The following is a 17,738-nucleotide window of genomic DNA, read 5'->3' as shown; positions in this document are numbered from 1 at the left end:
TAAAAATCCTTGGTCGTAATGTTGTGGTTAGCTGAAATTAAACATGCCTTTAAAACTGCTGGGAATTAAGCCTGTCCAGCGTTTAAAGGCACGGCGAAAGTTATGCTCGTCGGAGTAACCCAGCTTTAGTGCCAACTGACGGTTAGAGTAATGACCCTGTTGCAATAGTTGCCGGGCTGCATCGCGGCGTACTTCGTCAAGCAGGGTGGCAAAGTTGGTATTATGCTGGTTAAGCTGGCGTTTTAAGCTGCTACTGCTTAGCCCCAGCGCAGCAGCAACCTGATCCTGATTCAGTAATTGTGGCAAGGCCCGGCGCTGCAACTGGCAAATGTGCTCCGGCAAAGCCCGCTGTTTGCAAAGCACACGGTTAAGCTGGCGGCAGGTGCGGCGGGTGGCGTTAAATTTTAGAGCGTTTGCATCAGCAAAGCCTTGTTGCCACAAAGCATGCGGAATGCTGATACAGTCAACGCTTTGATTAAAGCTGACATCCACCCCCCAATGCAACTGGTGCTGTAACTGATGTGATGCGGCTTGTTGCAGCTGCAGGCTGATACCACAAACGCTACCCAGCTGTTGTTTTACTAAACCCAACAGCAGCGAGATAACGGCTGTCAGCATAAAAGCCTGCTGGCTGGCTAAACCCAGCGCCGGTTTAAATTCAATGATGATGCAATGCTGCTGTTGGTAAAGCCGTGCATAGAAGCAAGGAAATAGCTGGTGGCGAAAGTAGTACAATTGCGCCAGTGCCTGGCGCAGGTTTTGTGCATACTGCAGGCTTTGGCACAGTGAAATATAGCGGCTGTTCAGCAAGGCATTGCCCAGCAGATAGGGCAATTCCGGGCTGTTAAGCTGTTGCTGGCAGTTTTGCAGCAGTTTCAGCCAGTCGTTATGGTGCAGCCTGCCGTGCGGTTTGTGTAAGTCCTGCTCAAAAATACCGGTGCCACTTAACAACTTATGCAGCTGAGTACCGCGTCGTTGTGCCAATGCCAGCAACTCAGTGCTGCCGTGCTGCAGCAGCAGGATTTTATCCTGATAGCCGAAGTGGCGGATACGCATCAGACCGGCTGCAACTTAACGGCGGTGGCTTTTTTTGCCAGCGCCATAGCTTGGTCGGCTGCGTGCAATGCGCTTTGGGCGCTGTTGTGCTGCACTGCAATTTCTACTAATGTCAACTGGGGTTGCTGTTTTGCAATAGCCAGTTGTGACAATTGCTGGCGTAAATGCTGCGCCATAATGTTGGCCTGCGCTAAAGCAGTGTTGGGCAATAGCGCTATAAAACGGTCGCCGGCGTAGCGGCATACTACATCACTGTGGCGTAACTGGTTGCTGAGTAGTTCGCTTAACTGGCTAAGGTAGGCATCGCCACTGGCCATACCATGCAGGCGGTTAAACGCAGCGAAATTATCAATATCCAGCACCAGTATACTCAGCGCTTTACGCTGACTTTGGTGCAGCTCTATTTCGCGTTGTAATACCGCTTGCAGATACTCAATGCCGTACAGCTGGGTAAGCGGATCAATAAGCTGGTGGTCACGCAAAAACAGTTCACGGCCGCGTAACTGGCGGTTAATAGCACGCTGTTCACGGTGCCAGCCAATCAGGCCATAAGTCAGTACCAGCATGCCAACCGGCGCAGGCAAGGATTCCAGCCAGCTCATCAGCCGGATATGATCCGGGTAGCGGATAAACTCGTCCAGCAGATCAAGAAAGTATGAATACACCAGCAGCAGGCTGCCATAGTACAGCCATTCGGTTACCCGCCCTGCCGGGCGGCTGCTGATAATCAGCCCCAGCCAGCCACAGGCTACCAGCAAAGTTGTGCCCTCACCGAGAATGTCCAGCCAGTCAAATTCATTGCCGGGTTTGGCACTGCCTATATCAATAGCCAGCAGCATACCACTTAACAGCAATAGCAGGCTGAATAGCATTTTGTACTGGTGTTGTCGCCACATGATCAGTTTATCCGCACAAATAAATGTAATTTTCTGCCGCCTGTATGACAGTTGAATGACAGGCTTTAGCGCTTCAGGCACCGCATTGCACCGTTAAGACCCGGGTCATATTGGCTCAAGGCATACTGTTAACAAACGGTGTTTTGTCACACAGTAACGGCACACTGCGTGCAGTTATTGGCCGAAAATTAAGAGCAACCGATGAAGCTGACTTATCAAAAAAATGCCCCCCGTTCTGTGCTGGCTTGCGCTGTAAGCCTGGCTTTTGCCGCTTTAGCAACCCCCGTACTGGCTGATGCCGATGTACAGGGCCGTATTACTGATAACCGCAGTAACCTGCTAACAGGTGCTGAAGTGAGTATTCCGGAGCTGAAGCTACGCCGCACTACCGCTGCGGATGGCCGTTTCCACTTTAATCAGTTACCTGCCGGCACTTACACTTTGTTGGTGAATTATCTTGGTGCTGTACCGGAAACCCGGGTGTTGGTGGTAGCCGATACCGGGTTGCGCCTGGGCGATATTAAACTGTTATCTGCCAGTGAGACGTTGGAACATATTGAAGTGGTAGGGCAATCCGGAGCGGTGAGTAAAGCGCTTAACCGCCAGCGTAATGCCGGTGGCATCGTTACCGTAGCCAGTACCGACGAGATGGGCCAGTTTCCTGACAGCAATGTCAGTGAGGCACTGCAACGTTTGGCTGGCTTATCGGTAGAACGCGATCAGGGTGAAGGCCGCTTTGTCCGGGTGCGTGGTTTAGCGCCGGACTATAACGCAGTAACCTATAACGGCACCCAGTTAGCAGCACCGGAAGCTGGCCGTCGTGCTGTAGCGCTGGATGTGATCCCATCAGACTTGCTTGAATCGGTAGAAGTAAACAAAACCCTGACACCGGATATGCCAGCTGGCTCGCTTGGCGGTACGGTGGAGATTAAAAGCTTATCGGCCTTTGACCGCAGCAACGATTTTTATTCTTTTACCGCAGAAGCCGGCTATAACCAGCAACAAAGTAAAACAAGCCCTAAAGTATCTGGTGTATTTAGTAAAATACTGGATGCCGCAGGCGAAACAGACAGCTTAGGTATTGCTATTGCAGCCAGTTATGCCGAACGTAAATTTGGCTCACAGAACGTTGAAACCGGCGGCAGCTGGGATTTTGACGACGGGCTGGAAGAATTTGAACTGCGCAACTATGTAATTAGCCGCGAGCGTATTGGCCTGGCACTGAATCTGGATTACCGGCCGGGTAATAACAACGAATATTACCTGCGTAGCCTGTACAGCCGTTTCAGTGACACCGAAGAGCGCCAGAGTATGACAGTAGAGCTGGCCGATCCGCAGTTTGCCGGTAGCCTCGGTGAAGCGGCGCTTATCCGCTCGTTAAAACAGCGTGAAGAAACTCAGAGTATCAGTGCCATAGTGTTGGGTACCAAACAAACTTCCGGCAACTGGGAGTGGCAGTTAGAAGCCGGTGCCAGCAAGGCCGATGAAGACACACCATTTAGTATCAGCGGGGCTGACTTTGAGCAGGAGCTTGCTGATGGTGTTGGCTTTACCGGGAGTAATATCCTGCGTTTAACGGCACCGGCTACAGCATTTCTTGCCGACGGTTACGAGCTGAAAGAAGTAGAAATGGGTGATACCTACGCCAAAGAAACTGAACGTAATATTAAGTTTGATTTAAGCCGTGAAATTATTCTGCGCCATGGCAGCCTGTTGCTAAAAAGCGGTGTTAAATTCAGCCAGCGCGAAAAAAGCGCAGCAGAAGATGTCTGGCTGTTTGAAGACTTCGACGATTTGGGTATTAGTGCCTTAAGCCTGAGCGACTATGCTGCTGCCAATGTAGATTATGGTTTAGGTAATATGGGCCCGGCAATTAGCAGTGGCAGTATTTATCAGTTGGTCAGTGGCTTAAACCGCGACGACTTTATTGACGACGTTGAGTCACAAATTAATGACTATCAGGTAGATGAAGATATCAGTGCGGCATATTTTATGACGCAGTGGGAGCGGGATAACTGGCAGTTAATTACCGGTGTGCGTTACGAGCATGAAAAACGCGATGCGCGCGGCACCCGCTATGACGATATAAATGAAGAGTTTAGCGTTAACCAGCAACGCAGTAGCAAAGGTTACTGGTTGCCCGCAGTAGTGGGACGGTACAACCTGTCAGAGCAAAGCATAGTGCGGGCGGCCTTTAGCACTGGCTTAGTACGGCCTAACTTTCAGCAACTGGCACCGGCTTTTATACTGGAAGAGGATGACGACGAATTAGAAGCAGCCTTTGGTAACCCGGATCTAAAAGCGCTGAAGTCAAATAACCTTGATCTGGGTATTGAGCATTACGCTGACAAACTGGGCGTACTTTCTGCCATGCTGTTTTATAAGCAGATTGATAATTTTATTTATGAGGCAGATTTAGCTGGCCGCGGTGAATATGCCAACTTTGCCAAAGCCGAAACCTACGTTAACGGCGGCAAGGCTGATTTATACGGTCTGGAACTGAATGCTATTCATAAAGTATCAGGTTTTGGTAATGCTCTGGATAACCTGCTGATATCCGCTAACCTGACCTTGACGGATTCTACCGCTGATATTGAATGGTTTGACGATGGCACTTTGTTTCGCCGCGAAGTGGCGTTACCCAGCCAGTCAGATAAAACCGCTAACCTGAGCCTGGGCTATGAAACCGATACCATAAGCCTGCGCCTTGCAGCCAACTATAAGTCGAAGTATCTGGCCGAAGTGGGCGATGTTACTGATGCGGCTTACGACGTGTATTCAGATGACCATCTGCAACTTGATTTCACCGGTAAGTGGACTATCCGGCGCGGTATGCAGCTGTACTTTAATGTGATCAATCTCAGCGATGAACCTTACTATGCTTACACCGGGCGCAAGCCTTATAACTTCCAGTATGAGCAATATGGCCGCACCTTTGTGCTGGGCGTGCAAATTACTAACTGGTAAGCAGCTAAAAAAATTAAGCAGGTAAAGAAATAATGTTGCCGAATAAAAAAATGTTTCAACTCAGTGTGTTAAGCCTTGCGCTGGCTGGCTTGTTAAGTGCCTGCCAGGCAGATAAGCCGGGCTCACTAATGTCGGAGCCTCAGACAGTGGCTGTGAATGCCAGCCATTACCATAATATGCAGCTGGCAGGTGCTGAGTATCAGGTGTTTACTAACGTGACAGGGCTACAGGTACAGCAGGGGGCTACAGTGCTTGGCCAGCATAGTGGCCGTTTCAGCCGCCTGACTCAGCTGCCGCTAATGCAGGACAGCACTTTACTGGCTGCAATGGATACAGACAGCAATACTTTGTATCTCTGGCGTTTTACCCCGGCCGGGCAAACACCACTGCAGCTAGTGCACCGGCAGTTGATCAGTAGCCGGGTGGTAGAAGATTTATGCTTTTATCACAGCAGCGAAAACCAGCAGCTAAGCCTGTTTTTACTGGGGGGGCGCGGCGGTGCCGATCAACTGCTGCTACAGCAGCAACAACAGTGGCTGACACAACCGCTGGTAATACGCGAACTGAATGTGCCTTATGACAGCACTGCCTGTGCGGTAGATCAAACCTCAGGTGCACTGTATATCGCTGAAGCAGATCGTGCCATCTGGCGTTATCAGGCCGAGCCTGAAGCCGATGAAGGCCGCAGTTTAGTGCAGGTAAATAAGCCTTTTGGCCAGTTGCAGGGCGAAGTGAAAGCATTGCAGGTATTGACGGATGGCAGTCTGCTGGCTTTGGAAGAAGAACCTGTCCGGCTGTTACATATAAAAAGCGATGGCCGGATAGCTCAGGCTGTCAATATTCCTGCGTTGGCTGAAGCCAGCGGTTTAGCGCTTAGTATACAGAGCAACAGAGGGGCAGCTTATATCAGCAGTGAGGCGGCAGACGCAGTGCAGCAGTTATCGCTGACACTGCCTGTTACGGCTGAACGCCGGCCGAAAACGGCAGTGGTGCAGTTGCAGCCAACCTTACAGACCGAAGCTGCCCTGGCGCGCGGTGATGTAATGGATGATCCTGCAGTGTGGCATCACCCGACGCGACCGGATCTTAGCCTGATCCTTGCTACCGACAAGCGGGCCGGGCTGGATGTATACAATATGCAGGGCAAGCGTGTGCAACAGCATAGCGTGGGGCGGTTGAATAATGTTGATGTGCGTTATGGCCTGGAATGGCAAAGTGCAGCGCACGATATTGCTGCAGCCAGTTTACGCGATGATAACAGCCTGCAACTGTTTGCTATTGATGGTACCGGCACTTTGCATAATGCCGGTAAAGTCGGCACTACCCTGACAGAGATTTATGGCCTGTGTATGTATCACAGCGTACAAAGTGGCAAGCACTATGTGTTTGTTAATGATAAATCCGGCCTAATTGAACAGTATCGCATCGATACTGATGGTACAGTTTGGCAGGGCACTTTAGTGCGATCATTGCAGGTGCCCTCGCAGCCGGAAGGCTGTGTGGCTGATGATAAACGCGGCGTGTTATTTGTCGGCGAAGAAGATGAAGCCATCTGGCGTTTTGCCGCCGAAGCGGAAGCGGCGACAACGGGGGAAGCAATAATCCGTGTTGATGGCCGGCATCTGGTGGCAGATATTGAAGGTATTGCACTGGCAGAGCATAACGGTAGCAGTTATTTGCTGGTATCAAGCCAGGGTAATGACAGTTATCTGGTATTTGATGCAACCGCCCCTTATGTTGAGCGCTTACACTTTCGGATCAGCACCAACCCAGAGCTGGGGATAGATGGTGTCTCTGAAACTGATGGCCTGGAGGTTAGCACCCGTTCGCTGGGGCCTGGTTTTGAGCAGGGTGCATTGATAGTGCAGGATGGTCGTAACCGCATGCCGGAGCAGGGGCAAAACCTGAAACTGGTGCCGTGGCAGCATATTTTGCAGCAATTGAAGTAGCTTGGAATAATAATCAGCAATAAAAAAGCTGCGCCAAACATGGTGCAGCCTTTTCAGACACAGAATGGTTTATTTCTCGAGTTCTATTTCTGTAGCGATGTGGCGTTTATCCCGATATTCAAAATCCACCTCAACGTTTTGTCCGACTTTTAAATCGGCAAAGGTTTTCAGGTTTAGTTTCATTTTGTTGCTCCTGTTTTATGGGATAACAGTAACTAAACTATGAATTACAGCGCATGAATTTTTGCTGAATTACTACTGGTGTTTAATTTAATTTGGCGGACAAGCAGCGCTCAACAATATTTTTTATCTTTTGTGGTGAAAAGGGTTTGGCAATAAAACCACTGGCGCCGGAGGCTATGCTGTTACGCACGTTATCCACGGAGTTATGGGCTGTAACCATTACTACGTGGGTTTTGTCGGCCTGAGTTTTAATTTGTTGCAATAACTGCTGGCCGTTAATGTCGGGCAGTTCAATATCAAGAAATACCAAATCATGTTGTTGCTCGGCAAAAGCGGATAGCCCACGTTTACCGTTGGCCGCTTCCTGCACGTTACTGATCCCCAGATGAAGCAGCGTTTGGCGCAGATACTCCCGCACGGTGTAGGCGTCGTCAATAATAAGTACTGAGCATTGTTGCTGTGTCATAGCGATCCTTGCCTTTAGCTGTTTGCCAATCTGATACAGTATGGCTGACCTTTAACTGAATTGGGAAAATTTTTTCAATATAGTCATTCTAACTGAATTGCAGATGAACTGATTGGCAAACTGATCACTACGCTAAAGCCGGTAATTTCATTGTTTGTCATGATATTCGCCACATTTATGCTGCCGTTGCAAGCCTCTGTAGCGCGTTTTGCAATGCTTAAACCCAGGCCTATGCCGTTATGGTTACTTTGTGCCCGGAAGAACGGGGTAAATAACTTAGACAGATACTGCGGCGGCACGCCTGGGCCTTGATCTCGAACCTGTAACCTTAACTGGTCTTGATGTTGCCGTAAGCAAATACTTACCTCTGAATAAGGTGGTGTGTATTTCACCGCATTACGGATTACATTTTCTATTGCGCTGTACAACAACGATGGGTCGCCTTTAATTAACGGCACACTTTCCAGGTGCAGCCACAGCGACTTATTGCTGCTATCAGCTTCCAGCCGGGCGTCATCGCAGACCGACGCGACCAATTCTGCCAGGTTAATATCAATATGTTCGGCACAGACAGCTCCGCTTTCCAGCCTGGAGAAAGTCAGAATTTCGGTAACCAGTTCATCCAGCTTACTGGCTTCCTGCTCTATTTTTTCCATCGCCATAGCGGTATAAGATGGCGATTGTGCTGCCAAACCGGTAAGAATTTGCATTCTGGCCAGAGGTGAGCGCAGTTCATGTGATACATCGTGCAAAAGGCGGCGTTGTGAGGCAATAGCTTCTGCTGCCTGGCCGGCCATTTGGTTAAAGTTCCGGCTAAGGCTGCCAAATTCGTCCCGCCGGGTTATCAGTTCCGGGCCTAACTGGGTTCGCCAGTTATTGGCCGCCAATCCGGCCAGAGCCAGTTTAAGCTGACGAACGGGGGCGGCTATATGGCGCGCCAGCACCCAACTGAACAAGATACTGGCTGCCAGTAACACCGACAAGTGTAATAGCGGATGGCGCCAGAAGGGTGGTACTGGGCGCCTTGAGATATCTATTGACGTAGCTAAGTCGTTAGCGTTTAGATTAGGTGCCGGGAGCAAAGGTGTGGCCGGTATTGACGGGGTAGTAAAAAAAACCGCTCCGGCCGGCACCATATCCCCAGGTGGCAGAAACCGTGGCGTGTTGTCCCAGGTAAAGGTTAGGCGTAACAAAATAACCGCCATTAATAGTGTGGCCCAAAACACAAGAAAAAAGCGCCAGAACAATTGATGCATACTGTTATTCTCCACCGCCAAACGGGTAAGTGAACTGATAACCTTTACCGCGGACAGAGGTAATCCATTGTTGCCCGGCAGGTAGCTTGCCTAATTTTTGTCTGATATGGCTGATATGCACATCAATATTACGGTCATAACTTCCCAGAGGTTTGCCCAGGGCTTGTTGTGACAATTCTGCTTTGCTGACAATGCTCCCGGCATATTGGGCCAGTAAATACAAAATATTGAACTCTGCGCCGGTTAATTCAATCATCTGTTGGTGTAAAGATACATTGCGGCTAACCGGCTTAATATGCAAAGCACCAAGCTTCAGTTCAGTTTGGCTGTTGTTTTGCTGTACGCGGCGCAATATTGCTTTAATACGGGCGCTAAGCTCACGCGGTAAACAAGGCTTAGCAATGTAATCATCTGCCCCTAACTCCAGGCCAATCACTTTGTCCAGATCTTCACCGCGGGCAGTTAACATGATTACCGGAACATTGCTGAAATGCCGCAACTGCTTTAACACTGATATACCATCCAGTTGTGGCATCATTACATCCAGAATAATCAAATCAAACTGTTGTTGCTGGCAGTAGCGTAATCCGGTTATGCCGTCATTAACAACAGTAAGAAAAAAACCATCTTTTTGCAGATACTCTGCCAATAAGGTGGTTAGTGCTACATCATCATCAATTAATAATAACCGGATCACAGCTACCTCAGGTGCAGAATAATTAACGTAACAAACTTAATTTATAGCCACTGTTGCGGGTGTTATCTGGTTCGGCAACCAACAAGTAATTGCTGCCGGCAACAAACTGCTGCACTTCAGACTCAGCTAACAGCGTTTTGTTCTTATTACTGTCGGTGTAAGTCAAATAAATGGTGTATTCGCCGTCAGGCACATTAATCTCTTTTTGGGCGCCACTGTTAAGTGAGGTAATATAATACTCTGCGGTATCAATGGTTTCGTTTGGTGGCACGAAATAAACCCCTAACGAACTATACGAAGTAATGGTGTTTACCACGTTGATGTCAAAATCATAAATTTGGGGGGCATTGCTTTCTTCTACCACTATGGCGGCGGTGTTGGCGCTGGCGTTTTGATACAGTACCACAGCTTTGCTCTGGCCCTGATTTAATGTCATTAAGGCACTGTTTAAATAGAACACCCCTTGTTCATCCGACGCTGATAACCGATAGTCTTTTGCCGCTAATTCAACATAGTCTGACATGCTATCAGCGGCTAATGACGTAAAAGCTATACTGTCGTTCAGATAAATATCGCTGTTGCCGATGCTATCAATACTGTTATACAGCCGGAACTGTGCCTGGGCAGTCAAATCTGTAAGATTGCCGACGGTTGTGGTGTTGTTAATTACGTCTACCGCTATATTGCCTGCCAGCGGGCCGGATGCGATACGGGGTACCAGAACATACTCTGTCAGGTACTGAAAATTATACTTTGATGATTGAAATAAGATGTCACGGCTACCGGCGGCCGTAATATAAATAATGTAGTTGCCACTATCGAATTCAGCTACAGAGCTGATTTGGCTATAGTTTAGTGTCGCTGCCAGAGTGGCATTGTCAAAGGTAGCATCTGATTTACTTAAATACACATCGTAGGCGCTGTCATCCGGTAACAAGCTGACAACATACAGCTTAAACGTGTCTGTCAGGCTGTCATCGCGCAAAAACTCCAGTTTTAGCAATTCAGGGCTGTTGTAATCTCCGGTTAGTAGTAACAGGTGTTTGTAGCTTTGGCGCAGATTCATACTGGTTTCCAGTACGCTGATGTCATCACCATCGCTGTTAAGGCGGCTTAGCTTAATATTATAAGTTGCAGGTGTGTAAGTTACTAATGATGTTGCATCAGCATAAGTTGCTGAACCTGCCAGCACGCTGGTGTCATCACTGTTGGTTAGTGTTAAGCGGGTAGAAGTACTGTTGGCGGAGCCATTATATAGCTGGATATAACTGCTGGTGTACGTGGCAGACGTATCATCAGAGCTGCTGCTACCGCAACCGGTTAATGTAATACTGCCTGATAGCAGAGAAAGTAATAAAAAAATACGCATAACGCCTCATAAAGTTAAGTTCTCAACAGCCCTAAGAAGGCTATTATTTTATTCAGTTCATAGTTTTACCCAGCTTTACCTTGCTTAACTTATCTTAACGTTATGTTCTTTAGTGCTAATAAATGCTCTATGAGTTTATTATTTAACTTTCATTGCCTTATTGTGAAGTATTGCTATTTTTAGAATTCGGATTACTACTATTTTCAGTAAGGAATACATTGCTATGCGTCGTAACATGCCGGTTACAAATACCGAAAGAACTTTCCCACCAAACCAAAAGCTTATTTCCAATACAGATCTCAACGGTAATATCAGACACTGTAACGACGCTTTTATTGCTATCAGTGGTTTTAGCAAAGACGAATTGATTGGCCAGCCACACAATATAGTGCGCCATCCGGATATGCCGCCGCTGGCGTATAAAATAATGTGGGAACATTTAAAAGCAGGTAAACCCTGGATGGGGCTGGTAAAAAACCGCAGTAAAAATGGTGACTATTACTGGGTGGATGCTTATGTTACCCCAGTGACAGAAAATGGCCGGGTTATAGGCTATGAATCAGTGCGATCGTGTCCGTCCCGCACTGATATTAAGCGGGCAGAAAAACTCTATACGGCCATTAACAATGGCAAGTTCCGTGCGCGGAATTTTCATCTTGGGGCTGCCAATATAGTATTGGCTGTGGTATTGGTAATAGCTGCTGCTTTATATGTTTCTGGCTTTACTGGTTTATCTGAGCTGCTGCTCCTGGCTACATTGTTTGGTTATGTTGTTTGGGCAAACCTCAGCAAGAAAAATGCCTTAGACAGCGTTAAAGTGTTGCTGGCGAATTCGTTTCGCCATGAGCTTGCGGTACAAACCTTTACTGATGATGAGCCTGGCGTGGGCGAGCTTAAAGTGGCCGTTATGAGCTCTAAAGCGCATTTAGGTGCGGTATTAAGCCGGATGGAAGATGCTGCGAAAAGTGTGTCTGAACAATCTGATCTTGGTCTGGAGCTGGCGCAATCTTCTATGAAGCTGATCCAACGCCAGCAGCAGGAAACCGAGCAGGCCGCTACCGCCATGCACGAAATGACCACTACCATCGCTGAAGTATCAAAGCATGTACAGGAAACGGCAGAGCGTGCTGAGCAATCAAACGAACTGGCAGGACGCAGCCGGCAAACGGCAGCGGTTACCCGCAAAGCTATTGAAGAACTACGCCAGACAGTAAACGAAATTAGCAGTTCAGTAACGGAAGTGTCAGAGCAAACCAAGAAAATTGCCACTGTAGCGCAGATGATTGAACAAATTGCTGAGCAAACTAACTTACTGGCATTAAATGCGGCTATTGAGGCGGCGCGTGCTGGTGAGCAAGGGCGCGGTTTTGCCGTGGTTGCCGATGAAGTGCGCAATCTGGCGCGGCGCACGCAGGAATCTACCAAAGAAATCCATCAGATTATCAGTGATCTAACCACCAGGGCTGACACGGCAGTAAGGGTGGCTCAAAATGGTACCAACGGTGCAGAGGCCGGGCTTATCCGGGTGAAAGAAACGGAAGAAATGCTAAATGGTATTTCAGACGCTGTGGGCAGTATTGCCAATATGTCTATTCAGATGGCGGCAGCGGTAGAAGAGCAGGCAAATGTTGCTGAAGAAGTTAATCAACAGGTAGTAAATATTTCCAGCCTGGCTAATAACACCCTGATAGAGGCGGGTAACTCTGCTGATAGTATTAAACAGCTGCAGTTGGTATCAAATGAGTTGCATGAGCTGGTAGTACGCTTTGCCAGATAGCTCAAACCACGCCCGCCCGGCTATATCGGGCGGCTATGGTTTTATTGTCAGTTAAACTACTTTTTGTCAGGCCACTTTGAACTGAGAGGCTAATTGTTGCAGCTCATTACCCAAACGGCTTAAATCTGCACTGGCAGCAGCTGTTTCTTCACTTGCAGTAGCTGATTGATCAGCGACATCTCGAATACTGAAAATGCTGCGATTTATTTGCTCAGCAACAGTACTTTGCTGTAGTGCTGCAGCGGCAATTTGCTGGTTCATCTGCTGGATACTGCCGACTGCGCTGTTAATGGCATTAATCGCATCACCAGCATCGTCTGCGCTTTCAAGAGTACTGTCTGCCAGACTGGCGCTTTTGTCCATATTGCTTACGGCAGCTTCAGCTTTATGTTGTAAAGAGCTGATCAGTTGCTCTATCTGTCCGGTTGACTCCTGAGTGCGAAATGCCAGCGCCCGTACTTCTTCTGCCACAACTGAAAACCCTCTGCCAGCTTCACCGGCACGGGCTGCTTCTATAGCTGCATTCAGCGCCAGTAAGTTGGTTTGATCGGCAATACTTTTAATGACATCCAGTACTGAACCAATATTATTACTTTGCTCCTTCAGCTCAGTAATCGCCTTAACAGAGCTTGCAACTTCATGGGCCAGCGTTTTAATTTGATTCATCGTTTTCTGTACTACTTTTTCGCCGACCATGGCCTGCTCTGTCGACTCGGTTGCAGCTGTTGAGGCATCTTCGGCGCTTCTGGCGTGTGGCTGTCATTTCATTCATTGCAGTAGCAACTTGTTCGGTTTCTTCTTTTTGCTGGCTAACACCGGCAGAGTTTTGCTGAGAAATTGCGGCCATTTCTTCGGTAGCTGTTGCCAACTGAGCGATGCCAGAGGTTAAGCTGTTGATTAATTTGCGTAAGCTTACACTCATTTTTTGCATAGCCTGCATCAACTGGCCTGGTTCGTCATTTCTGTCGGTTGGTAAATCTTCGGTAATATCACCACCGGCAATTTTTTCGGCGACGGCAACTACCCGCTGCAGTGGCGACACTATCATCTGGGTAATAAGTAGTGCAGCCAGTAAACCAACCACAATAGCCGTTGCGGCAGCGGATACAATAATAATTTCAAGTTTTTCTGATTCTTCTGTTAACCGCTGCAATTGCCGGTTAGCAGAATCAGTAGCCTGATCAACAGTGCTGCGGGCATACTCCGTCATTTTTTGTTCCGTAAGGCTGGCTTGTGCTACCGCTGCTTTATACTGCTCGAATTGTGTTTGATAGTCATTTACCTGTTGCTGGGTATCGTATAACCGCTGTTTAAGTACAGGGTCTGTCAGTGAGCTGGCCAGAAGGTTTAACTGGCTGTTCAGTGCATCAATTTGTGCTTTAACTGCTGTTGCATCCTGTTGCTGCTGCCGCAAAATAAAGTTTTTCTCGTCTCGCCTTGCTGACAGCATTATTTTGGCGGCATCACTTGCCAGATTAGAGAGCTGCAGAGCCTCTACACTGCGTGGGTCAGCAGTGCTGCGTATTTGGTTCACAGCTTGGTTATTCAGTTGTTGTTCCAATTCATTTAATACGCTGACAGCAGAGCGGGCAGCTATTTCCATTTGCTCCTGCGTTTTTTGGTTAATAGCCGCTTGGGTGATGTAATTTGTTAGCTGCAGCTGGTAGTTGTTAGCGTTGCTGTCGAGCTGTGCCAGCAACGCCCTGCTTTGCTGCGTAGAAAAGCCATCTGCTGCTGTGGCTGAAAGCTGGAGAATATTTTTAATATATTGCTGAGCTGAATTTGCCGCGGCCTCGTCATTATGCAAGACAAAGTTTTTTTCCTGGATCCGGGCATCACTTACCATCGTATTTATCTGGCTAACCTGATTCACCAATTCAAAGCGGCTTACCAGATTATTCAACGCCTGATAACTTAAAACACTGATAACCAGCGTGATCAGCAGGATAATACTGAAACCACCAATCAACTTTTTACGTACACTTAAATTGTTTAAACTTGTAATTATCATTCCCATGGGTAGCACCTTAAATGTTTAAGTTTATCTAAGTTATTGATTTAGATCAGGATAATTTTTACCCCAGATTACGCGGAATAGGGAAAACTGCAAGAAAGTTTTTGCAACTTAATAAGGAGATGTTGAATTGGCGTAAGAAAATAAAAAGGCCAGCGAATGCTGGCCTTTGTTTTTGTTACATAAAATATTACTTACACCGTAATATTTATATTTTGTCCCAGGTTACCTACAGGGGATGAAGCCTGTACCTGCTCAACCGATTGCATAGCACTTTGTACCAGCATGGTTGCCATTTTAGCTTCCTGGTTTTGCTGCTTTTTCGCCATTACGGCGCCCAGTACTTCAAAGCCCTGGTTTGACGCCGCAGCGCCAACGGATTGACTCATAGTTACCTCCTATGCCAATTCCTCAAGACTGTAACGGCCGGATGACAAATACCTTTAGCATTTATTTAGTACAAACCCCAATTTTTAAGCATAAAAAAATGCCGCCCGTTGCAGCGGGCGGCATTCCAACTTAGCGCGGAGTGACTCATTTCTCCAAGTGCGTTAAGAAGCCTGTATCAGCGCGGTTTGTTGCGCTTTAATCTGGGAGTGTGACAACGCTGGTACCGGCAAAGTATTGCCGCCAGCGGTTGCCGGCTTTAGTGAGCGTACTGGCCGGGTGGGGCCCTTTTTCACTAAGCCTTTAAACATCGGTTCAGGTTTGGTTACTGTTTTGCCTAACCGGGCTGCGATGGCTGCCTGAATGTCGGCGGCGGTGTAACCAGCTTTTATTTTCATCCGCAGGTAAGGCACGCCTGCGGCGTCCAGTGCGCCGTTAACAAACCAGTCTGGCACAGCCTTGTGGCCTTCTTTGCTGGTATTGTTAACTAAATCCAGCACTGCAATAACGCTAAAATCCTGCGGATCACATAAAACAAAATCCAGATACTTGGTATTTAATTTAAGCATGGTACTGGCGCGGGCTTTATCGCTGGTACCATGTTTAAGTTCCATAATATCGGCCAGTTTTACCCGGTTCATTACTTTGTAATCGTTAGCCACGGCTTTTTCCAGCAGTTGCATAAAAGAGCGCTCTACCGGGCTGAATAAGCTGTTTTTCTTCTGCACCGGAAAAGGGTTACCACTGTCAATAAAGCGGCTGGCTACCATAGCCACAACAATGACTAACAGTAAAATTAACAGCAGGACAAATTCCATGCATACCTCCGACAGAAAATTGACTCGATGTCTGACACATCACAATACTGCGATATATTAAGCATAAGTTGTGCCATATTTTCTTGTTTAATCATAATTTTACTATTTATGCCGCGAATGGTTAGCATTGCCTGCATTAATACATTTTATAGTTGAAAAGCGCTTATAGTTAATGCCAACCCTGATACCCGAAAGCCTTACCGGTAACCAGAGTACAGGCAGCAAAAAAGGATAGACTTATGACAACAAGCATCAGCCGTGCCGGTTTAAGCATAAATGCGCCGTTAAATGCCGATTACGATACTATTCTGACAGAGCAGGCCTGTGCCTTACTGGCAGCATTAACCCGTGAGTTTCGGCCACGCTTAAAAGAGTTATTAGCCGCACGTCAGACAACACAGCAGCGCTATGACGCGGGAGCTTTGCCTGATTTTCTGCCACAAACGGCGAATATCCGCCAATCTGACTGGCGCATAGCGCCAATACCGGCTGATTTACGGGATCGAAGAGTGGAAATTACCGGCCCGGTTGATCGCAAAATGATCATTAACGCGTTAAATGCTGATGTAAAAGTATTTATGGCCGACTTTGAAGACTCGCAGGCGCCAAGCTGGGCCGGGGTTATTGAAGGCCAGATCAATCTGCGCGATGCTAACCTGGGCACCATAAGCTATACCGATCCACAAAGTGGTAAGCATTATGCGCTAAAAGATAACCCTGCTTTGTTAATTGCCCGTGTGCGTGGTTTGCACTTGTGGGAAAAACACTTGCTGGTAGATGGTGAACAGGTTCCGGGAGCTCTGGTTGATTTTGCGCTGTATTTTTTACACAACTACCAAACCCGTTTAACCAATGGCAGCGGTGTATATTACTACCTGCCTAAATTGCAAAGCCACCTGGAAGCAAAATGGTGGGATGATGTGTTTCGTTACACCGAGCAAAAGTTCAGCCAGCCCACTGGCACCATTCGCGCAACGGTATTAATTGAAACTCTGCCTGCCGTGTTTGAAATGGATGAAATTCTGTATATGTTACGCGAGCATATAGTGGCGCTTAACTGCGGTCGTTGGGATTACATTTTTAGTTATATTAAAACGTTAAAAAACCATGCTGACAGGGTATTGCCAGACCGGCAGGTAGTTAGCATGAAGCAGCCATTTTTAAATGCCTATTCACGCTTGCTGGTAAAAACCTGTCATAAGCGTGGTGCGCTGGCAATGGGCGGTATGGCGGCCTTTATTCCAGCCAAAGACGCTGCAGAAAATGCTGCTATTTTGGCTAAGGTAACTGCAGATAAGGAACTGGAAGCCAGTAATGGCCATGATGGTACCTGGGTGGCACACCCCGGCCTTGCCGCTACCGCTAACGCGGTATTTGATAAATACCTGCCGGGCATCAAACAGAACCAATTGGATGTCAGCCGTGCAGACGATGATGACATTACAGCAGCGCAGTTGCTTGAGCCTTGTAGCGGTGAGCGCACCGAAGAGGGCATGCGCACTAATATCCGGGTGGCACTGCAATATATTGCCGCCTGGATCAGCGGTAAAGGCTGTGTGCCAATTTATGGTTTGATGGAGGATGCCGCCACGGCTGAGATTTCCCGCACCTCGATCTGGCAGTGGATTAAACATGGTAAAAGCTTAAGTAACGGCAAGCTGGTTACCAAAACCTTATTTGCGTCTATGTTAGAGGAAGAGGCAAAAGTGGTAAGGACAGAAGTAGGTGAAACGTTATGGGCAGAACAAAATTTTGCCAAAGCTCAAACTTTATTGCTTGATATTACGACTTCTGATCAGCTGGTAGATTTCCTGACCCTGCCGGCTTATCAGTTACTTGATTAACCTGAGTAAACCACCAAAGCAAAAGGCGCTGACTTGCTGACAGCGCCTTTTTTATTTGG

General features: G+C 47.7%; 14 protein-coding genes. 4 read left to right on the top strand and 10 right to left on the bottom strand.

The window, feature by feature from the left end; all coding sequences use genetic code 11:
- Positions 1-27: 27 nt before the first annotated feature.
- Positions 28-1,056: a helix-turn-helix transcriptional regulator gene (locus J3B89_RS01000; protein ID WP_215395652.1), complete on the bottom strand. Its 1,029-nt coding sequence runs from the start codon at positions 1,054-1,056 to the stop codon at positions 28-30.
- The gene (locus J3B89_RS00995) at positions 1,056-1,952 is read right to left on the bottom strand and encodes a GGDEF domain-containing protein (protein WP_215395651.1); all 897 of its coding nucleotides are present in this window, start codon (positions 1,950-1,952) and stop codon (positions 1,056-1,058) included. The genes J3B89_RS01000 and J3B89_RS00995 overlap by 1 nt, the downstream gene beginning before the upstream one ends.
- A gap of 201 nt (positions 1,953-2,153) precedes the next feature.
- Between J3B89_RS00995 and J3B89_RS00990 the strand changes: the two genes are divergently transcribed.
- Positions 2,154-4,919, top strand: a complete 2,766-nt coding sequence (locus J3B89_RS00990; protein ID WP_215395650.1) for a TonB-dependent receptor — start codon at positions 2,154-2,156, stop codon at positions 4,917-4,919.
- 32 nt (positions 4,920-4,951) lie between these two features.
- A complete protein-coding gene (locus J3B89_RS00985; RefSeq protein ID WP_215395649.1) occupies positions 4,952-6,868 on the top strand; it encodes a phytase in 1,917 nt (638 codons plus the stop codon).
- A 265-nt stretch (positions 6,869-7,133) separates the two neighbouring features.
- Here J3B89_RS00985 and J3B89_RS00980 read toward each other — a convergent pair whose 3' ends face one another.
- The 4 genes from J3B89_RS00980 to J3B89_RS00965 form a co-directional block, all read right to left on the bottom strand.
- Positions 7,134-7,517 carry a response regulator gene (locus tag J3B89_RS00980; protein ID WP_068229078.1) on the bottom strand — a complete coding sequence of 128 codons (384 nt, stop codon included), beginning with the start codon at positions 7,515-7,517 and terminating at the stop codon, positions 7,134-7,136.
- Positions 7,518-7,600: 83 nt separating this feature from the next.
- Entirely contained in the window at positions 7,601-8,773 is a 1,173-nt protein-coding gene (locus tag J3B89_RS00975; protein WP_215395648.1) for a sensor histidine kinase, read from the bottom strand.
- A gap of 4 nt (positions 8,774-8,777) precedes the next feature.
- Entirely contained in the window at positions 8,778-9,470 is a 693-nt protein-coding gene (locus J3B89_RS00970) for a response regulator (protein WP_215395647.1), read from the bottom strand.
- Positions 9,471-9,492: 22 nt separating this feature from the next.
- Positions 9,493-10,839, bottom strand: coding sequence for a DUF4397 domain-containing protein (locus J3B89_RS00965; protein WP_215395646.1), 1,347 nt, complete (start codon positions 10,837-10,839; stop codon positions 9,493-9,495).
- Positions 10,840-11,062: 223 nt separating this feature from the next.
- On the opposite strand from J3B89_RS00965, the gene J3B89_RS00960 reads away from it, so the two are divergent.
- Positions 11,063-12,616 (top strand): methyl-accepting chemotaxis protein, encoded by a 1,554-nt coding sequence (locus J3B89_RS00960; protein ID WP_215395645.1) that lies wholly within the window; start codon positions 11,063-11,065, stop codon positions 12,614-12,616.
- Between the two features lie 66 nt (positions 12,617-12,682).
- Here the strand turns inward: J3B89_RS00960 and J3B89_RS00955 are convergent, their stop codons facing one another.
- From J3B89_RS00955 to J3B89_RS00940, 4 genes are all read right to left on the bottom strand, one after another.
- Entirely contained in the window at positions 12,683-13,282 is a 600-nt protein-coding gene (locus tag J3B89_RS00955) for a methyl-accepting chemotaxis protein (RefSeq protein WP_251372149.1), read from the bottom strand.
- Positions 13,269-14,633: a HAMP domain-containing methyl-accepting chemotaxis protein gene (locus J3B89_RS00950; protein WP_215395643.1), complete on the bottom strand. Its 1,365-nt coding sequence runs from the start codon at positions 14,631-14,633 to the stop codon at positions 13,269-13,271. The genes J3B89_RS00955 and J3B89_RS00950 overlap by 14 nt, the downstream gene beginning before the upstream one ends.
- A 191-nt stretch (positions 14,634-14,824) precedes the next feature.
- Positions 14,825-15,019 (bottom strand): hypothetical protein, encoded by a 195-nt coding sequence (locus tag J3B89_RS00945; protein ID WP_173500863.1) that lies wholly within the window; start codon positions 15,017-15,019, stop codon positions 14,825-14,827.
- A 162-nt stretch (positions 15,020-15,181) separates the two neighbouring features.
- Complete coding sequence (locus J3B89_RS00940) at positions 15,182-15,835, bottom strand: DUF2726 domain-containing protein (RefSeq protein WP_215395642.1); 654 nt, start codon at positions 15,833-15,835, stop codon at positions 15,182-15,184.
- Positions 15,836-16,074: 239 nt separating this feature from the next.
- On the opposite strand from J3B89_RS00940, the gene aceB reads away from it, so the two are divergent.
- Entirely contained in the window at positions 16,075-17,679 is a 1,605-nt protein-coding gene (aceB, locus tag J3B89_RS00935; protein ID WP_215395641.1) for a malate synthase A, read from the top strand.
- Positions 17,680-17,738 lie beyond the last annotated feature (59 nt).

The sequence above is a fragment of the Rheinheimera oceanensis genome (genome assembly GCF_018831085.1).
Taxonomy (GTDB): domain Bacteria; phylum Pseudomonadota; class Gammaproteobacteria; order Enterobacterales; family Alteromonadaceae; genus Alishewanella; species Alishewanella oceanensis.
Note: the sequence above shows the minus strand (reverse complement) of the source record. Positions and strands in the feature narration are given on the sequence as shown.